Origin of the sequence: Exiguobacterium algae (assembly GCF_018617875.1) — a bacterium.
GTDB classification, from domain to species: Bacteria; Bacillota; Bacilli; order Exiguobacteriales; family Exiguobacteriaceae; genus Exiguobacterium; species Exiguobacterium algae.
The window spans coordinates 344,425-360,910 of sequence record NZ_JACSKZ010000002.1; the positions used below are offsets into that span (position 1 = coordinate 344,425).

Genomic DNA, 16,486 nt, shown 5'->3' on the forward strand with positions numbered 1-16,486 from the left:
TTAAAAGCTTGTATACTGAATAAGGATTTGTTTCACTGTATCATATCATGTTTGTTCTATATTTTTGAGTCTCAGGAGGAATTCGGATGCAACGACATCATTTCGCCTTTATTGTCGCCACGGTCGCCACATTGGGTAGTTTGTATTTTTCGGAAGTCATGTTATTTCTTCCGTGTAAACTATGTTGGTTCCAACGAATCTTTATGTATCCGCTGGCAATCTATTATTTGACGGTCTTATTGACAGAACGGAACGTCAATCGTCTCTTTGTCGGATTGATGGCAGGAGCAGGATGGTTGATCAGCTTGTATCATGTCATCTTAGAGCGTATTCCGAACGGTGACGCTTTTTGTACGAACGACTGTCTGATTCGCTGGATTAACTATTTCGGATTCATCACCATCCCATTGCTCAGTTTCGTCGCGTTCACACTGATTCTGATCATTCAATTCATGCCCACAAAGAAATAAAAAGAGAAGTCGTCCGGTAAAAGGACGACTTCTCTTTTTTATTGCCACCACTCATCATAAAGGGATGCAGGCATATGGTGTTTATGACGTGACCGTTGGAAAATCGTTTCGATGCGTTCTGCGATGGCAGGGTCAACCGACTTTCCTTCTAAGTAGTCGTCTAATTGATCATATGTCATCCCGAGTGCCACTTCGTCTGGAAGACCAGGACGATCGTCTTCCAAGTCAGCTGTCGGCACTTTATAAATCACACTTTCGTGCGCTTCGAGCTCATGTAGCAAGGCTTTTCCTTGACGTTTATTGAGACCGGTCAGCGGCGTGAGATCAGCCGCTCCGTCACCATGTTTCGTGTAAAAACCGGTCACATACTCGGCGGCATGGTCTGTACCGACTACAAGAGCGCCGAACGTGGCAGCGAGATCATATTGTACTTTCATTCGTTCGCGCGCTTTCGTATTCCCTTTATGGAAGTCACTTAGCTTTTGTCCTGTCGCTTTTTCGAACGCTTCGGCAGAGGCGTCGACGGCCGGTTTAATGTTCACCGTGTACGACTGGTCCGGACGAATAAAATTGAGGGCGAGCTGTGCGTCATGCTCATCATGCTGCTCTCCATAAGGAAGACGTACGGCATAAAATGTGTAGTCGCCTTCTTCTTCAGCTCGTAGTTCTTCTACCGCCAATTGACAAAGTCGACCGGCGAGACTCGAATCTTGTCCTCCGGAAATTCCGAGTACAAGTCCTTTCGCTCCTGCTTTTTTCACATATGCTTTTAAAAAGTCAATGCGCAGGCGGATTTCTGCTTGTGGATCGATTGCTGGTTTGACGTGCGTGGATTCAATAATATGCTGTTGCATGCCAGGTCCTCCCTATTCTCTCTCAGTTTGCTTTATTGTCTGACAATCCGGAATACCCGTCAACTCTTTACGATAAAAAAAGAAAGACGGGAACCAGGGTCCCCGTCACAAAATTATTGGATTCGGAAGGAAGTCACACTTCCACCAATCGGTGTTAGTTCTAAAAAGAGTTGTTGGTCAGCAGTTGGCGCCTCATCTAACAACACACCAAATGTGAAGCCACCACCTGTTACTTCCGCTGCACCTTGTGCGTAAATATTATGACCATCTGATACGGTCCATTCGAATTCAGGCTCATCCGTGAACCCGGTTACTTGAATCGTCTGCTCGTTTAATTGAATGCGCACGTCCTGGAAAGGTCCTTCCGATTGCGGGGCTGTCCCTTCGTCCCCTTCAGTCGATGTCGCTTCAACTTGAAGGGAATGCTGATTTGTCACAGCCATTTCAGGCGCACCTTCCACTTGTCCAAGGCCAACGATTTCAACTGTGTATTCTCCCGCTTCCAACTCTAAAGGAAATACCTCATCAAAAACTTTTGTCGTGCCCGCTTCCCACGTTTCTTCCACGAGGGCTTCTGTGAATAAATAGTCGCTACCGTAATCAAACACTGTCTCCCCATCACGCATGACAGTCAACTGAAAACGTTGTGAAGAATTGAATGTCACATCAACCGCATTTTCGTTAGGGTTTGTCATCGAAACCGTCGCGGATAGTTTACTAGAAGCCGGATCGTAAGACACATCCGATTCGAGCGTTAACAAAGCAGGCGGCTGCGAAGAGTCTCCATTCACTTGACTCGGCTTCTCCTCCTCTTTCCCACACGCTGTGATGACTAATATGAATACCGTGATCATGGTGAGTAACCAAGTTTTTTTCACACTTCCCACACTCCTCAACCAAATTAAAAAACGTCTATAGCACTAGTGTATACGAGGTGCAGACGTTTGTGATAATTTCCTATATAATATTTACCTTTTTTACGAAACTTGGGCCTCTTGAACATATTGTTGCCAACCAGTCATGAACAACGAATCGGCGACATCGACGTCCGACCGAACTTGAGCCGAAATCGAAAACGTTTCACTTTGGGACGATTCAAAAGTGACTACCATTCGATCTCCAACAATTTCTTTATACGCAACAAGTTCCGGTGTTTCTGCAAACAACATCATAAGTATAACTCCTTTGTTCATATGTGATATGCCTAGTGTACCAAGATTAAACCCTGAAAAACGTCCCATCGTTCGACAGTCGAGTCATGACGTTTGTCCCATTGTCGAAACATTGGTATGTATTGTTAATCAGTTGGTGAATTGTACATATCAAATGAACAAAAAGAGAGGAAATCTACTTACTAGACTCCTCTCAATTCCTATTATTGTAAATGAAGTGAAACAATCGATTGTCGAACGAATGTTACTTCGCGCGATTTGAAATTTGTTGCCAGACCGTTCCTAAGGCAGTCTCACCACTTGTAATCCGTTCTTTTGCCAGACGGGCCTGAAGAGAGACTTCAAACTCCCGGTCCTCTTCCGCTACTGTCAAAGCGGGCACCGCGCGTTCATCACCACAATCAAACAGGAAGCGTGCCGCACGCCAACGGACAAGTTTGTTTTTGTCTTTCAATGCTTCGATCATCGATGGCTGTGATTGTGGCAGTGCCCAGTCAGATACGGTGTCCCCCGCGGTTCTCCTTACAATTGGAGAAGGGTCCACGAGCGCTTGTTCGATATACGTAACATAATCTTCACGCCGTTCTTCGAACATGCCAATCATGACAACAGCTTGACGTCGGATTGCCATGACTTTATCTTCTAATGCACGACGGAAATACTTCATGTTCTCATGCTTGATTTCGAGTTCATCTAAAAACGCCAGCCTCACTTTCCAGTCATCAGACTGCAAATGATTGATGTTTGCTTGGAAATCCGCTTCTCGTCCAAATGCTCGGGCTACGATTCGTTCAACCCGTTCTGGCGGATAGGCTGCCTCAAGCTCTTCCTGTGCGACGGTCCCTACTTCCTCCAACTCCCCATATCGAGGCGCTTGTTCGACCCAACGGCGATCTTGAATGACATTTTTAACTTGGGCTTGAACTTCCATCGCAGCGTCGACAAAGCGTTTCGACAATCCTACCCGTTTCTCCTCATCCCCTTTGACGAGTTTCATCTGCATCGGGACGTCCAGTACAAACTGAACAGATACATGGACCGGTTCATAGTCCGCATTCATCTTCTTCGTCTCGACTTCCTCAACTACTTCCCCGAAAGCGCGACGAATATCATTCATCACGTCGTGCCAATCATGTTTCGGATGACGCTCGACCGCCAAGAAGTCGGATACGGCGTAAACAGACTTTACGCCTCTTAGCGCAACGATGTCCCGAATCACTTCCGGGACATCTGTACTGGCTTGGTCGTACGTGACCCCTCTTCCTTCAAAAGCAGGCTCCACAATAATTTTTAAGTTATTTGGACTTGGTGTCGGTTCAATTGCGACTAGTTTCATCTTCATCACCTCATTATCAATCGTGACGAAAACGACAAAAAAACGCAAGCGAGTCGCTTGCGTCTTCGGTCGTACATCAATTTATTAAAAGAGAGCAATGAACTGTTGAAGGGAATACGTCTCCCCATCTACCATAAATGTGTCATCCGCAGTGAGCGGTTCAAGGAAGAAACGTTTTTGTCCGTTTTCTTTCACATAGCCAAAAATATGACTGGTCTGATAGAACAATTCAACGATGGTCAAACGTCCAAAAGTCATCCCGTCATTCATAACCGCTTGATCGCCTAATTCGCCGCCGTTGTACAGTTCAATGTAAGTTTCCATTGTAGTCGCTCCTCTTGTGTTTGTTTTCACAATTCATTTCTATCAGACAATATGAGCGACTTCAAGTTAATTTTTTGTGTTACGCTTCCAAAAAGTGATCCAATCATGATACTCCGATAATGTCTTATCAATGTGCCGAATCGACCTTTCGTCGTGGAGACCGTTCTCATCAATTTTATCCTTACAATGCGTGATGAAGATTTCGTTTCCTGGTAAAGTATTTGTGCGATTTGTGGCAAATACTTGTCGGAGGTGAATCTGACATCTCGCCGTCCCCAATATACCGGGCGAGGCTCCGACAATCATGACGGGTTTACCGCGTAACGGTGTCCCGGGCTCTAACGACAACCAATCGATCGCGTTTTTTAACACACCCGGAATACTGTGATTATATTCCGGTGTGACGACGAGTAGTCCATCCGCCTCACGCACTTTTTGTTTAAACGAAAGGACAACTTCGGGTTCATCCGGGTCAATCAAATCAATATTTAGAAGTGGCAGTTCGATCGAGGCAATTTCCATGTCAAAGCGATCTTCCCCGAGTTGAATAATCGAATGAAGCAAGGCTGTATTATAGGAGGCTTTTCGCAAGCTTCCTGAAAGGGCAATCAACTTATACTTCTCCATTCATGCCCACTCCCTTCAGCCACTTGTTAATGATTTCTGCTTCCTGAACCGGTGCCTCCATCATCCCCATGTGACTAAACGGAACGACAGATGTCGTATGCCGTTCTGCTCCGAGGAATGCGCGCTCCTCGTCCATGTTCGGGTCTTTCGTCCCGTATATGAATAATCCGGGTAGAGTTGTGGAACGAACCGTCTCAACCTCATTCTCGCGATCCCGAATTGCTTGTTGAGCAGATATGATTCCTTCTTTCGTCATCTCGTAGCCGATCGCTTTGGCTCGTTCGATCAGTATGGAATCAGATGTTTCAGAAAAGACGCCAGGAATCATGACATCAATGAATGGAACGACCCCTTCCTCGATCACCTTATTGATCGCACCGTTTCGTTTTTCTCTCGCTTCTTCTGAATCATCCGCCGCTGTAGAATGAATCAATCCAAAACCCGATAGTTCATCTGCGTAACGACGAACCAGGTTGGTCGTGATATAACCGCCAAACGAGTGACCGAGAACAATTGGTTTATGAATGGCTCTTATCCGAATCTCTTCCATGACCCAGTCCGCGAATTGATCCATTGTATCCGGTCCGGCTTCTGCACCGGCATGTCCGGGCAAAGTCAGTGCCACCACGTTCGCATCGAGCAACGGCTCCAATTCCTCAAAATAAGCAGGTGACCCACATAGTCCGTGCAACAGTACGATTGATTTCATCTGCGACTCTCCCTTTCTCTCCATTCATGTTTTAGTAGACGATACATGGTCAAGTCCATAAATTGCCCGTGACTGTAAGCATAATCCTGTAATAGTCCTTCTTCCACAAACCCTAATTTTTGTACGAGCCGATTCGACCCGTCGTTATCGGGTGCAACGAGCGCCGATATCCGATGAAACTTGAACTCATCAAACCCATAGTTGATCACGGCAGTCGCGGCTTCAAACGCGACCCCTTGCCGCCAGTGGGTCGGCGCCACTTCGAACCCGATTTCAGCTCGATAATACTGCGGGGTCCAATTATGAAAACCAATCGTACCGATCAATTCATTTGTCATTCGATCGCAAATCGCCCATCGAATCGCTTTTCCTTGTTGGAACTGATCTTTAAAATAAGCAATGACGTTTTTTGCCTCATATACAGCTAATAAAGGGTCAGAGCCATAATAGCGCATGACTTCTTCCGTGGACAAAATCGTATACAATGCTCTAGCATCGCGCGGTTCAAGCTCTCTCAACATAAACCGGGGCGTAGCGAGCTCTGGAAAACTTCGTTTCAATCCCCACATATGGAATCCGCCTTTCCATCTTGTTTCCTCAATTATACTTCTCTTTTCCCAAAAGCACTCTACTCAACCCATCCGAAGCATCGGACATGGCACCAGACATGTGAATTTGCTACTATGAGAGTAGTAATTCGAACTGAGGGGATAAACATGTCAAAACAACTATTTTACTTGAAACAAGACCGTGAACAGCAACGCTTCACGTTGCACGGAGTGACTTTGACAGATGTAACGGACGCGCTATCGTTAACCCGGCCGATGATTATTTGTCGAACTGACATAAAAGGCATGCGGCAATCGTCTCGCTCGAGGTTCCGATACATTGAAGCCCATGAGCTATCATCTTTTTCTACAAAATACTTGAACAACCAAACGACATTCACAGCAATCGATTTCCCGGATTACAATACACTTGAGACACTTTCTGACCACGAAATCGCAGAGATCTTGTTCCTGAGTCATATGGAACGAGGTTTGAAAAGACCTTTCCTCGATTCGCTCGAAAACGAGATTGCTTATTTCAATGAAGCCAATGACCGTCATAGCAGTCTCTATATCCGGGACTGGTCGGTCGTCAACAAATTTCTGCAAAACATTTTGCAAAGTAAACTAGACCGGGATCTTCGAAACATTAGCTTTGTTCCCATTCCGTTGACTGTAATCGATGAATTGCTTTCACTTGCACCGCAAGGGCTAATCATCGACTTCGATCACACAAAACGCAGCCTGTTTAACCGACAAATCAACATCTCATTCTATGTGGCCGGTCGATACGAGGATATGTCCGTCCTCGAAGAAGATTTTTCGGCTAAAAAAGAGTCCATCGCCTTGAAAGGGCAATTGATTTATCGCCGGCGCACTTGGCAGATTGAACGATTATAAGGTCATGTATGTACCCAATCCAAAAAGACCTGGTTGCCACAGGTCTTTTTTTGCTATTTCCACGCCGAATGTTTCAATGAAAAACGCCTTGCCTTGGCAATGAGGAACTATTCTTAAAAATTGATAACAAATTGTCTTAATTTTTTGTTAAATTAACACTTTTCTTTTCGGGATGAGGCGGTATACTAGGAATAACCTTCTAGAGGAACAGAAGGCAATATAGAGAAAGCGAGGTGAAAATCTATTCATCACGCAGATGGATAGATACACGAAATGGAACAACTGAAAGTACAGGGAGTCTCTTCGTTCACCAAGTTTGCGACGAATGGAAAAGTACTCAAACTAAAAGATGCACATGCCGGCGAGCAACGGATTTCACTCCAGGAAGCGACTGATATTCAAGTGTCGCTACTCGACGAAGACCATTCGCGCTTCACTATATTCGGTCAGAGCCACCCACTCGTGGAATTGACCCTTCCTCACAATTCATGCGACGTACTACACGCATGGCTATTACACAAATTGAAACGACAAAAAATTAAATTGGCCTCAAACGCTTAACGACAAAAATGGTCCGTCCTATGAACTAGGACGGACCGTTTGCTTATTTATTCATTTTAGCTGAATAGTGAAACGAGCCAGCTGACCAAAATCCCGACAAGTGCGAAGTCAGAATCGCCGAACGTTGTGCTCTCAAACCCGAGGTTACCGAGTAACGGGAGCAGGAACGCTGGGAGGAAACTGATCAATACCCCGTTCGCAAGTGAACCGAGAATTGCCCCACGTCGTCCACCTGTCGCATTTCCGAAGACACCGGCCGTCGCACCCGTAAAGAAGTGAGGTACGAGTCCCGGAACAATCACCGCAAGTCCGAAGAATGGTAAGAGGAACATCGAGACGAGCCCTGCCGCGAAACTTGCCAAGAAACCAATGATCACGGCATTTGGTGCGAATGGGAAGACTGTCGGACAGTCAAGCGCCGGTTTCGCATTTGGAACCATCTTGTCTGCAATCCCTTTGAAGGCCGGAACGATTTCAGCAATCAACATCCGAACCCCTGCGAGAACGATATACACACCTGCAGCGAACGTGATGGCCTGAATGACCGAGAAGACGATATAGTTCGAGCCGCCAGACAATTCAGATTCGATGAATGTCGGTCCTGCGAATAGCGCTACGACGACGAACAACAGCGTCATCGTCAGAGAGACGGCGACAGATGTGTCACGTAAGAAACCAAGTTGTTTCGGCACTTCAATGTGCTCTGTCGAATGCTCTTTGTTCCCTGCATATTTTCCGATTGTACCGGAAACGAAATAACCGAGTGAGCCGAAGTGTCCGACTGCAAAGTCATCTGATCCTGTGATCTGGCGGACGTATGGTTGAAGCAACGCTGGGAATAATACCATACATAATCCAAGTAAGACCGAACCGATAATGATGAGCCATGTTCCGTCAAGACCAGAGACGGATAAGATCGCGGCGAGTAAGCTTGCCATGAACAACGTGTGATGCCCTGTTAAGAAAATATATTTAAATGGCGTAAAGCGGGCAAGTACGATGTTCATCACCATACCGAATACCATGATCATGGCCGTCTCGACACCAAAAGCGTCTTGCGCCACTGCTACAATCGCTTCGTTGTTCGGAATGACACCCCGAATATTGAATGCCTCATCGAACATTTGACCAAAGATGTCGAGTGCTGCGATGATTACCCCAGCACCCGCACCGATGATCACGAACCCCATGATCGTCTTCAATGTCCCGGAAACGATTGACGCAATATCCTTCTTCTGAAGTACTAACCCGATCAGTGCGAACAGACCAACCAAGATCGCTGGCGTCCCCAGTATATCTCGCATAATCAAATCAAGCATAAGCCGTGCCCCCTTTGAGTAGTTGTGAGTGATTACATATCGTATTGCGTAGGTTTACACTTTTCCATCCAGCTTCGTTTTAATTTCTTCAACATTCATGACATTTTCAAGTGCCACAATTTCACGTGAACCATCATCTAACGTCCCGATGATATCCTGTGCTCCAAGGTAAATATCCGCTGATTCAGTACGCGCAGTCGTGATATCCGTGTGCGACACTTCAGCCTCTTTCCCCATTTGCTCAAGTGCTTTTTTCACGTTCAATTCCATGATGAAACTCGAACCTAATCCATTACCACATACCACTAAGATCTTTTTCATTTTTCTTCCTCCTCTGAATATTGGTTAATCACTTCGAGAATGTCATCCGATGACTTCGCTGCCAAAACGGTCGACAAATCCGTCTCATTCCCTAATAGTTCTGTCAATTGAGCGAGCGCTTTTAAATGGGTCGTCTGGTCGATCGCAGCCAAGACGAAGAAAATTCGTACAGGCTTATCGCCCGGGAACATCGTCGGTTCATCCAACTTCAAGATACTCATTCCGAGTTGGTGCACCCCATCCTCAGGACGGGCGTGCGGAATGGCGACATCCGGCATTAGGACGATATACGGTCCATGTTCTTCGACATTCTCAATCATCGTCTCGATGTAACTCACATCGATTGATTTGTTTTCAACGAGCGGTTTTGCTGCGACCCGAATCGATTCTTTCCAATCCGGAATCCGGTCCCCTAGTCGAATTTCCTCTTTTGTTATTAATTGATTGAGCACAGGTTGCCCTCCTTTCCAATCATCCATCCTCTGTTCATTTTGGAACATCGTCTTCAAGTCACGTCGCAACTGCTTCTCGTTATGGATTGTCGCATGATGCTTGATGACTTCGAGTACATCTTCGATTTGAAGAGAAGGTAGTTCGTGTGTGTTCAAAAAACGCTTCCCGATTTGACGTTTTAACGCCAGCTGTTCCAAACGCGTCGGAAGCGTCGGTACTAACGTGACGTGCGCCTGCTCCTGAACAGTTAACGGGAGCGGAACTGTCGTGAAGATCAAGTCAACAAGTGGCGCGAATTGTTGGACATCCCGCTGTGAGATTGGCGGTAAAAAGACGAATTCCGGAAACTGATTTTTCAAGATATGGTCCAGCATGTGGGACACACTGATCCCGCTCGGACAGACGACGATAGCTTTCATCTTTTCGTCCAGGTTTTGACCTTGCTGATGAAGGTGTGCTGCAAAGTGAAGCGTGAAATACATTACTTCCGTTGGAGGAATATCCGTCCCAAGTTGTAATCGGAACGGCTCCAGCGATTTGTCGACAAGGACATTCAATACACCGTGCTCGTTCATCACATAGCGTTCCAGTTCTTCAGGAGGCATGATTTCGGTGTAGACTCGTTGCAAAGTCGCTTTTGCATGCAACACGAGTTTTTCACATAATGCAACACGTTCAATGACACGCGTACAACTGAATGCTTCGAAACGATCAATGACCTCGAACATCGTCTGCGCCAAATTCTGTTGAATTTCTTCATCCATCTCTTCCGACACTTTAGGTCCACTTTGAATCAACATCGTCAGTGTCGCCCATAGATGGGGGACATCCTGAAAATATTCACGGACCGACCGCTCTACATTTTCAGATAACGCATTCTCTTCATCACGAACGAACGAATCCGGATCCAGATGACGACCCATCAAAAGAAAATAAGCCATTTTCTCGCGATGCTCCTCGACGAATTGAAATTGCTTCAATGCTTCGTACTGTTCAATCTGGTCGATGATCTGGTCGAACTGTTCTTGCCATTCGTTCAAACATAAATCGAGCAACTGATGTTTCGTTGATTTGTCCATCAACTGTTCGATCGTGCGATAAAGATACAAGGTAACGGTTTGAAAGTGACCGTTGAAGTGATACCCGTGCTTGCGTGTATACGCAAAATCAATCCCGAATCGAGCAGCACTTTTCTTTACAGCGTTCAAGCTTTCCTGCACCGTAAACTTGGATACGTCGAGTAAATGCTGAAAATGAAAAGCTGACAAAAACTCTTCGTTCGTGAGTGCATACAGGACAATCAATAGTTCCCGTTCTTCTTCCGACCATACCCATTCGGCTTGATCGACGTGATCGAATAATTCCTTCGTCACGTCCAATGCGATGTGGACTCCTTCGATTTTCAAATTAGACAAGTTGTTGGCCACAAGCCACTCTTGAATTCGCTCTAATTCATACTCAACGGTTCTTCTCGAGTAAGGGAGCATGAGGGTGAGGGTTTCAACTGTCATTTGTTTTTCGTGAAGGATCACATCTAAAATCCGTTTACTTTTTTCATTTAGTTGCATGTAGAGGCCTCCTACACTCTTAATATAGCCCAAACCAAGAAAAATAATGTAAGCGTTTACGAAAGAATTTTGTATCACGCTTTCTCAAAATTCTGTTTCATAGTTTTATGTATACAAAAAAGGCGAGGAATCCCCCGCCAAACGTGTTATTCGTTCTCGATTATGTTAAGTCGATAAATCGTGATGCCGCCATGCTTTGCTTCACCCACGACGCGTTGGAGCCATTCTTTTTCTATGAGAAGTGTCCGCACGGTCAAAAAATCCTCTTTTGGTACGAGCACTTCCTCCACGTTCTGTTCGAACAATTGATTCAACTTTTCAATCCATTCATTCATACGGACTCTCCTTTCTTACCCCTTGTTCCTTCGCCCATTCAAACAGGCGACGTCCCGAATCAAGTGGCTGTTTTTCATCATACAAAGATTCAGGGACAGTCGTACGAGGAGTACAATCGATTGAATCGGCCACTACGACGACATCACCCGTTGAGCCTTCGATATACTCGATTGCGAAGCGCATCACGTCTTGAGTGGACGTATGACCGCTCTCGATTAGTTTTGTCGAGTATGCCGAGTCTTTCTCATTATCAATCAACAGCGTTTGCCCGCGATCCAATAGCGCCATCGACGGCTTTGCATCGACATGAAACACCTCATACGCACGATACGCCGCTTCATCACACGATAAAATCGGTATGAAACGACGTTCGCTCGTCCATTTCTTTAATTGGAACAGGATTCGCATCGATGTGAACCGCTTCGCACCCTCCGAGTCTTTTTCCACTAAGATCGTAGGGACCGAAGCAGCGTCTGCTTCCTGTTTGTTCACGAACAACCATTTTTCTACATCTACTAAAAGAATCAAGCAGACTTCCTCCTTAAAAACCATTCCGAGGCAGCAATGACCGTTAATCCCACTAGCCATCCTCCGAGCACATCACTAAAGTAGTGAACGTTCAAAATGACACGGCTCATCGAAATAATCAAGACGAACAGTACGAGTAACCCCACCAGGAGAGGTGAGCTGTTCCGGCGATAAAAAACATAGGCCAACAAGCCGTAAAAAGCGAGCGAGCCCGATGCATGTCCGCTCGGGAAACTATACGTTGTCGCGTCTAACGACGCATCAATGAGTGGCCGGTCAATTCCATAGAGTATTTTTAAAGTTTGAGTGAGCAGTAACGTGACGACCCCTACAAGAACCAGTCTCCACGCTTCGACCTTTTCCCCACGCCATATCCAATACAGCATGGCGATAAATGTCAGAACGACCACGACTTGTGCGCTTCCAAGCTCCGTCAAATACGCAAATACCCGACCCGATAACGGTTGAACGAGTTCATAAACGAATGTGTTCATCGGCGCAACGGCTTCTGATACAACAAATAGAGATAAAATGACATAGGCGATGATTCCGGTGATTGTCACTGCTCTCGGTGTCGGTTTCATTAATATAGTCCTTTACGCTCGCGCATTTCTTCTTCGCCAAAGTCCGTCATATCACGAAGACGGTGCGCAAGACGTCCGGATGCGTTTGCGGCGATGGCACCGACGAGATCATCCATGAAAGTATGAACCTGACCATCGTCCATTTTAGTATCAAGCTGTTTGATAATACCGATTTTCGCTTTGTCTAAGTATCCGAATGTCGTGACGGCGATGGACCCGTATGTGTTGACCGCCCCGATCGCAATCGTCTCATCCACCCCGAACAAACCTTCGTCTGAGGTAATAATCGACAATAACGGCTCTGAGAGCTGACCCTTTTCAGCCAAAATGTCTAGCTCGGATCCGACGAGAATCGCATGTTGAAGCTCACGTTTATCAAGAACCGCTTCGACAGAGTCCATACAATCCTTCAATGATAAATGCGGAGAATATGGGGCCTGCATTTGATATACGATTTCACCAATCGCTTCAATCGTGACACCGCGTTCGAGCAAACGGGCTCGGGCTGCTTCACGAACATCTCTTGAGTGTGGTACATGTTTCATCGTTATGGCGGGAAATCAATCCCGCTTCACATCCCTTCGTTTCTGAGAGTCAATCGCTCTCATCATCATATGGCTATTATACTGAAAAATTGAAAAAAAGACGAACCCCCGCTTTGACTTCCCTTCATAAATCGTTCATCATAAAACTGTAGGTTAAACGACTAAAGGGGGAACTGGAATGAAGATTGGGGTAGTCTTATTTCCATCTAAACAAGTTCAAGATTTTGCGAACTCATATCGAAAACGTTATGATACAAAATACGCGCTCATTTCGCCTCACGTCACCATCAAGGAGCGCACGGAAGTTTCCGAAGAGGACTTGCCGAAAGTGTTAGAGTACCTGCAACAGGTTGCCGAATCGACGAAGCCGATCCAATTGAAAGTCGACGGGGTTCGTTCATTCGCTCCGACAAACAACGTATTGTATTTGAAAGTACTTCCGACACGGGAACTGGCGGCATTGCATGACCGGCTCCACGAAGGTCCGCTCGACCAGGCACCAAAATACGAATTTCTCCCTCACATCACCATCGGTCAAGATTTGACCGACGCTGAATTGTTCGACGTCCTCGAGCGTCTACGAATGGAGCAAGTTCACTTTGAAGAGACCGTCACGCGCATGGCAGTCATGTATGAACTCGAAAACGAAACGTGGAACGTCTATGAGACGTTCCGGTTCCGCGGATAATCTATACGCTCCGGTCAATCAGACGACCGGGGCTTTTTGCTTGTTCTTCTTCTAACCATTCTTCTTGTCGAGGTCGAATCCGCTGGACACGGTTGATTCGTGTCACAGGTTCGATACTCGCTCGACCGGATGGTTGCACTTGACGGTTAACGTATTGCACAATCGTAAAATCAATTTGATATGGACCCATGACATGACCTCCTTCATAGGTACATACCCGAATCAATGAATCGATAATACAAAAAAGGCGCATTACTGCGCCATTCCCCAAACTTATAAAATATGATATCCGCTGTCGACATGGATGATTTCACCTGTCACACCGCTGCCCATACCAGACAAAAGGAACAATCCTGTCGAAGCGACTTCTTCCGCCGATACGTTACGTCGAAGCGGCGCCTTTTGCTCGAGCTCAGACAAAATGCTGTTAAAATCGCCAACTCCTTTTGCTGAAAGTGTACGGATCGGACCGGCCGAGATTGCGTTAACGCGGACACCATGCGGACCATATTCGTTTGCCAAATACTTCACGCTTGAATCCAGTGCCGCTTTCGCCACGCCCATCAAGTTATAGTTTGGCACGACTCGCTCACCACCGAGATACGTCAACGTGATGACAGAAGCATCTTTTGCAAAATAGGGCTTGGCGGCTTTCACGACTGCCGTCAAACTATAAGCAGAGATATCCAACGCCTGTGCGAACTGCGCACGTGTCATTTCTGAGAATTCGCCTCGTAACGCCTCTTTATCTGCGAAAGCGATGGAATGGGCGATCCCTTGTACTTCTCCAGCTTGATCATGAATGGCGCGGAATGTCGTTTCAATTGCCTCGTCATTCGTGACGTCGCATTCTAAAAGAAGCGGCTCGCTGTTAAGTTCTGACGCAAGTGCTTCAAGCCCCGACTTGAATCGTTCAGCCGCATACGTCAACACGAGTTTTGCACCAGCCTCATCTAATGTTTTGGCGATCGCCCACGCGATTGAACGCTTGTTGGCGATTCCCATGACGACATATGTTTTATTCGTTAATGATGGAAAAATGGACATCGTAAACTCCCCTTTTTAGTACCTGGTTATAATAACTGTTATCAGATTACAGAAAGGTTTCTGTTTTGTCAACCGCCTCAATACGTATTGCGATTTTTTTAAGTTCAGGTAAGATAAAATACGTATAGAAAGGGTGACTCGACTCCATTATGAATCGTATTCAATCATATTTAAAAAGTTTAGACACCACGCTTCTGTCCATTGTCTTCATGTTAATGGTCATTAGCCTCGGTGCCATTTATACAGCACAACCGATGCTTCCGGTTCGTTTACAAGGGATCAATTTTGCTTTCCAGCAAGCGACCTGGTACATGATTGGATTCGTTGCGATGCTCGCCGTCATGACCATCGAGTATGAGCAACTTCGAAAAATCCATTGGTTTTTGTATGCGCTTGGCCTCATCTTGCTGATCGGACTGATTCCACTTCGTGACACGTCGCTCGTCCCGAACATCAACGGGGCGTATGGCTGGTACAACTTGCCCGGGATCAGCTTCCAACCTGCCGAGTTCATGAAACTGTTCCTGCTTATTTCATTATCGACGATCATTTATGACCACAATAAACGATATGGAACGTCGCAACTGGACACGTGGCTCCTCGCAAAGCTCGTCCTTGTGACCTTGCCACCATTGGGACTTGTCGTCACACAGCCTGACTTAGGGATTGGTCTCGTCCTCATCACCATGCTTGGTGCCGTCATCATCGTTTCCGGTATCGGGTGGAAGTGGTTACTCAGTCTCTTTGCTGCGGCCGGGGTTGCGATCACAGGATTCATGTATCTGTTCTTCTTCCAGTTTGAGACATTGTCGAAGATTTTCCCCGGTCATGCCTTGAACCGTTTCCAGGCTTGGATCTATCCGTACGAATATTCAGATGACCTCGCATTTCAGCTGATCAAATCACTTCAAGCGATCGGTTCCGGTCAAATGTTCGGTGCCGGATACGGGCAGGGACTTGTTTATTTACCAGAATCGCAGACAGACTTCATTTTCGCGGTCATCGCCGAGCATTATGGTTTCATCGGCGCAGCTCTCGTGATCATCGTCTTCTTCTTGTTCTTATACCGGATGATTCACATCGCGCTAGAATCAAGCAGCCCATTTGGCAGCTATATCGTAACCGGAATCGTCGCCATGTTCACATTCCAAGTATTCCAGAATATCGGGATGACGATCGGCGTCCTTCCCATCACAGGATTACCTCTCCCGTTCGTCAGTTACGGGGGGACTTCGCTCCTCATGAACATGATTGCCATCGGACTGGTCATGAATGTGGCATCGAAGTCGAAAACGTATATGTTTGACGACGATTGATGTTTCCCGCTGCGCTATAAACAAAAAGACAGAATGAATGGAGGACACGTCTCCGGTCATTCTGTCTTTTTGTATGCAACAGTCAAACCGTTCATTCGATCGGATGACCTTTCTCTACCCATTCACTTTGATCCTCATCCGCTCTACAGCAGGAACCTTGTGGTCTCTCTTCAATCTCTTGGATTAATACGTCACAACAATCTTTTTTGGATTGTTTCCCGAGCAGTTGATTAATGAATTTGATCATGTTCACTCTCTCCTTTAAATCAAATTTTATTGA

General features: G+C 46.1%; 23 protein-coding genes. 5 read left to right on the plus strand and 18 right to left on the minus strand.

Annotated elements, in window-relative coordinates:
- Window positions 1-86: 86 nt before the first annotated feature.
- On the plus strand, window positions 87-470 hold the full coding sequence (locus KNP03_RS06950) for a disulfide bond formation protein B (protein WP_214827324.1): 384 nt from the start codon (window positions 87-89) through the stop codon (window positions 468-470).
- A gap of 38 nt (window positions 471-508) precedes the next feature.
- Here the strand turns inward: KNP03_RS06950 and nadE are convergent, their stop codons facing one another.
- The 8 genes from nadE to KNP03_RS06990 form a co-directional block, all read right to left on the minus strand.
- Complete coding sequence (gene nadE / locus KNP03_RS06955; RefSeq protein ID WP_214827337.1) at window positions 509-1,324, minus strand: ammonia-dependent NAD(+) synthetase; 816 nt, start codon at window positions 1,322-1,324, stop codon at window positions 509-511.
- 113 nt (window positions 1,325-1,437) lie between these two features.
- Complete coding sequence (locus KNP03_RS06960; RefSeq protein ID WP_338082716.1) at window positions 1,438-2,202, minus strand: BsuPI-related putative proteinase inhibitor; 765 nt, start codon at window positions 2,200-2,202, stop codon at window positions 1,438-1,440.
- A 99-nt stretch (window positions 2,203-2,301) separates the two neighbouring features.
- Window positions 2,302-2,496, minus strand: a complete 195-nt coding sequence (locus KNP03_RS06965) for a hypothetical protein (RefSeq protein ID WP_214827340.1) — start codon at window positions 2,494-2,496, stop codon at window positions 2,302-2,304.
- A gap of 244 nt (window positions 2,497-2,740) precedes the next feature.
- On the minus strand, window positions 2,741-3,832 hold the full coding sequence (locus tag KNP03_RS06970) for a virulence factor (RefSeq protein WP_214827342.1): 1,092 nt from the start codon (window positions 3,830-3,832) through the stop codon (window positions 2,741-2,743).
- 84 nt (window positions 3,833-3,916) lie between these two features.
- Complete coding sequence (locus tag KNP03_RS06975; RefSeq protein WP_214827344.1) at window positions 3,917-4,156, minus strand: hypothetical protein; 240 nt, start codon at window positions 4,154-4,156, stop codon at window positions 3,917-3,919.
- A gap of 66 nt (window positions 4,157-4,222) precedes the next feature.
- Complete coding sequence (locus tag KNP03_RS06980) at window positions 4,223-4,783, minus strand: NADPH-dependent FMN reductase (protein ID WP_214827346.1); 561 nt, start codon at window positions 4,781-4,783, stop codon at window positions 4,223-4,225.
- A complete protein-coding gene (locus KNP03_RS06985) occupies window positions 4,770-5,492 on the minus strand; it encodes an alpha/beta fold hydrolase (RefSeq protein WP_214827349.1) in 723 nt (240 codons plus the stop codon). Before KNP03_RS06985 ends, KNP03_RS06980 begins: the two co-directional genes overlap by 14 nt.
- A complete protein-coding gene (locus tag KNP03_RS06990; RefSeq protein WP_214827352.1) occupies window positions 5,489-6,061 on the minus strand; it encodes a GNAT family N-acetyltransferase in 573 nt (190 codons plus the stop codon). Before KNP03_RS06990 ends, KNP03_RS06985 begins: the two co-directional genes overlap by 4 nt.
- 147 nt (window positions 6,062-6,208) lie before the next feature.
- Here KNP03_RS06990 and KNP03_RS06995 point away from each other — a divergent pair, with 147 nt between their 5' ends.
- Window positions 6,209-6,940 (plus strand): hypothetical protein, encoded by a 732-nt coding sequence (locus tag KNP03_RS06995; protein ID WP_214827355.1) that lies wholly within the window; start codon window positions 6,209-6,211, stop codon window positions 6,938-6,940.
- A gap of 273 nt (window positions 6,941-7,213) precedes the next feature.
- The gene (locus KNP03_RS07000; RefSeq protein WP_214827357.1) at window positions 7,214-7,501 is read left to right on the plus strand and encodes a hypothetical protein; all 288 of its coding nucleotides are present in this window, start codon (window positions 7,214-7,216) and stop codon (window positions 7,499-7,501) included.
- A 56-nt stretch (window positions 7,502-7,557) separates the two neighbouring features.
- Here KNP03_RS07000 and KNP03_RS07005 read toward each other — a convergent pair whose 3' ends face one another.
- The 7 genes from KNP03_RS07005 to KNP03_RS07035 form a co-directional block, all read right to left on the minus strand.
- Window positions 7,558-8,820 (minus strand): PTS ascorbate transporter subunit IIC, encoded by a 1,263-nt coding sequence (locus KNP03_RS07005; RefSeq protein WP_214827360.1) that lies wholly within the window; start codon window positions 8,818-8,820, stop codon window positions 7,558-7,560.
- Window positions 8,821-8,874: 54 nt separating this feature from the next.
- Window positions 8,875-9,141 carry a PTS sugar transporter subunit IIB gene (locus KNP03_RS07010; protein ID WP_214827363.1) on the minus strand — a complete coding sequence of 89 codons (267 nt, stop codon included), beginning with the start codon at window positions 9,139-9,141 and terminating at the stop codon, window positions 8,875-8,877.
- Window positions 9,138-11,162, minus strand: a complete 2,025-nt coding sequence (locus tag KNP03_RS07015) for a BglG family transcription antiterminator (protein ID WP_214827365.1) — start codon at window positions 11,160-11,162, stop codon at window positions 9,138-9,140. Before KNP03_RS07015 ends, KNP03_RS07010 begins: the two co-directional genes overlap by 4 nt.
- A 146-nt stretch (window positions 11,163-11,308) precedes the next feature.
- Window positions 11,309-11,497 (minus strand): hypothetical protein, encoded by a 189-nt coding sequence (locus KNP03_RS07020; protein ID WP_214827368.1) that lies wholly within the window; start codon window positions 11,495-11,497, stop codon window positions 11,309-11,311.
- The gene (locus KNP03_RS07025) at window positions 11,490-12,026 is read right to left on the minus strand and encodes a hypothetical protein (protein ID WP_214827371.1); all 537 of its coding nucleotides are present in this window, start codon (window positions 12,024-12,026) and stop codon (window positions 11,490-11,492) included. The genes KNP03_RS07020 and KNP03_RS07025 overlap by 8 nt, the downstream gene beginning before the upstream one ends.
- The gene (locus KNP03_RS07030; protein WP_214827374.1) at window positions 12,023-12,610 is read right to left on the minus strand and encodes a phosphatase PAP2 family protein; all 588 of its coding nucleotides are present in this window, start codon (window positions 12,608-12,610) and stop codon (window positions 12,023-12,025) included. The genes KNP03_RS07025 and KNP03_RS07030 overlap by 4 nt, the downstream gene beginning before the upstream one ends.
- Window positions 12,610-13,155, minus strand: coding sequence for a phosphatidylglycerophosphatase A family protein (locus KNP03_RS07035; RefSeq protein ID WP_214827377.1), 546 nt, complete (start codon window positions 13,153-13,155; stop codon window positions 12,610-12,612). The genes KNP03_RS07030 and KNP03_RS07035 overlap by 1 nt, the downstream gene beginning before the upstream one ends.
- Window positions 13,156-13,333: 178 nt before the next feature.
- Between KNP03_RS07035 and KNP03_RS07040 the strand changes: the two genes are divergently transcribed.
- Window positions 13,334-13,843 carry a YjcG family protein gene (locus KNP03_RS07040; protein ID WP_214827380.1) on the plus strand — a complete coding sequence of 170 codons (510 nt, stop codon included), beginning with the start codon at window positions 13,334-13,336 and terminating at the stop codon, window positions 13,841-13,843.
- A 1-nt stretch (window position 13,844) separates the two neighbouring features.
- Here the strand turns inward: KNP03_RS07040 and KNP03_RS07045 are convergent, their stop codons facing one another.
- Together KNP03_RS07045 and fabI are read right to left on the minus strand one after the other, a co-directional pair.
- Window positions 13,845-14,033 carry a hypothetical protein gene (locus KNP03_RS07045; protein ID WP_214827384.1) on the minus strand — a complete coding sequence of 63 codons (189 nt, stop codon included), beginning with the start codon at window positions 14,031-14,033 and terminating at the stop codon, window positions 13,845-13,847.
- A gap of 83 nt (window positions 14,034-14,116) precedes the next feature.
- Complete coding sequence (fabI, locus tag KNP03_RS07050; RefSeq protein WP_214827387.1) at window positions 14,117-14,890, minus strand: enoyl-ACP reductase FabI; 774 nt, start codon at window positions 14,888-14,890, stop codon at window positions 14,117-14,119.
- Window positions 14,891-15,039: 149 nt separating this feature from the next.
- Between fabI and KNP03_RS07055 the strand changes: the two genes are divergently transcribed.
- On the plus strand, window positions 15,040-16,206 hold the full coding sequence (locus KNP03_RS07055) for an FtsW/RodA/SpoVE family cell cycle protein (protein WP_214827391.1): 1,167 nt from the start codon (window positions 15,040-15,042) through the stop codon (window positions 16,204-16,206).
- Between the two features lie 91 nt (window positions 16,207-16,297).
- Here the strand turns inward: KNP03_RS07055 and KNP03_RS07060 are convergent, their stop codons facing one another.
- Complete coding sequence (locus KNP03_RS07060; RefSeq protein ID WP_214827394.1) at window positions 16,298-16,453, minus strand: hypothetical protein; 156 nt, start codon at window positions 16,451-16,453, stop codon at window positions 16,298-16,300.
- Between the last annotated feature and the right edge of the window lie 33 nt (window positions 16,454-16,486).

What these genes read in the sequence shown, in the direction of transcription:
- KNP03_RS07000 (WP_214827357.1), top strand. Translation starts at nt 7,214, where the DNA reads ATGGAACAACTGAAAGTACAGGGAGTCTCTTCGTTCACCAAGTTTGCG.
- KNP03_RS07030 (WP_214827374.1), bottom strand. Translation starts at nt 12,610, where the DNA reads ATGAAACCGACACCGAGAGCAGTGACAATCACCGGAATCATCGCCTAT.
- KNP03_RS06995 (WP_214827355.1), top strand. Translation starts at nt 6,209, where the DNA reads ATGTCAAAACAACTATTTTACTTGAAACAAGACCGTGAACAGCAACGC.
- KNP03_RS07055 (WP_214827391.1), top strand. Translation starts at nt 15,040, where the DNA reads ATGAATCGTATTCAATCATATTTAAAAAGTTTAGACACCACGCTTCTG.
- KNP03_RS07040 (WP_214827380.1), top strand. Translation starts at nt 13,334, where the DNA reads ATGAAGATTGGGGTAGTCTTATTTCCATCTAAACAAGTTCAAGATTTT.
- KNP03_RS06990 (WP_214827352.1), bottom strand. Translation starts at nt 6,061, where the DNA reads ATGTGGGGATTGAAACGAAGTTTTCCAGAGCTCGCTACGCCCCGGTTT.
- KNP03_RS07010 (WP_214827363.1), bottom strand. Translation starts at nt 9,141, where the DNA reads ATGAAAAAGATCTTAGTGGTATGTGGTAATGGATTAGGTTCGAGTTTC.
- KNP03_RS07005 (WP_214827360.1), bottom strand. Translation starts at nt 8,820, where the DNA reads ATGCTTGATTTGATTATGCGAGATATACTGGGGACGCCAGCGATCTTG.
- KNP03_RS07045 (WP_214827384.1), bottom strand. Translation starts at nt 14,033, where the DNA reads ATGGGTCCATATCAAATTGATTTTACGATTGTGCAATACGTTAACCGT.
- KNP03_RS06950 (WP_214827324.1), top strand. Translation starts at nt 87, where the DNA reads ATGCAACGACATCATTTCGCCTTTATTGTCGCCACGGTCGCCACATTG.
- KNP03_RS06975 (WP_214827344.1), bottom strand. Translation starts at nt 4,156, where the DNA reads ATGGAAACTTACATTGAACTGTACAACGGCGGCGAATTAGGCGATCAA.
- KNP03_RS07015 (WP_214827365.1), bottom strand. Translation starts at nt 11,162, where the DNA reads ATGCAACTAAATGAAAAAAGTAAACGGATTTTAGATGTGATCCTTCAC.
- KNP03_RS06985 (WP_214827349.1), bottom strand. Translation starts at nt 5,492, where the DNA reads ATGAAATCAATCGTACTGTTGCACGGACTATGTGGGTCACCTGCTTAT.
- KNP03_RS06965 (WP_214827340.1), bottom strand. Translation starts at nt 2,496, where the DNA reads ATGATGTTGTTTGCAGAAACACCGGAACTTGTTGCGTATAAAGAAATT.
- fabI (WP_214827387.1), bottom strand. Translation starts at nt 14,890, where the DNA reads ATGTCCATTTTTCCATCATTAACGAATAAAACATATGTCGTCATGGGA.
- nadE (WP_214827337.1), bottom strand. Translation starts at nt 1,324, where the DNA reads ATGCAACAGCATATTATTGAATCCACGCACGTCAAACCAGCAATCGAT.
- KNP03_RS07060 (WP_214827394.1), bottom strand. Translation starts at nt 16,453, where the DNA reads ATGATCAAATTCATTAATCAACTGCTCGGGAAACAATCCAAAAAAGAT.
- KNP03_RS07035 (WP_214827377.1), bottom strand. Translation starts at nt 13,155, where the DNA reads ATGAAACATGTACCACACTCAAGAGATGTTCGTGAAGCAGCCCGAGCC.
- KNP03_RS07020 (WP_214827368.1), bottom strand. Translation starts at nt 11,497, where the DNA reads ATGAATGAATGGATTGAAAAGTTGAATCAATTGTTCGAACAGAACGTG.
- KNP03_RS06980 (WP_214827346.1), bottom strand. Translation starts at nt 4,783, where the DNA reads ATGGAGAAGTATAAGTTGATTGCCCTTTCAGGAAGCTTGCGAAAAGCC.
- KNP03_RS06970 (WP_214827342.1), bottom strand. Translation starts at nt 3,832, where the DNA reads ATGAAACTAGTCGCAATTGAACCGACACCAAGTCCAAATAACTTAAAA.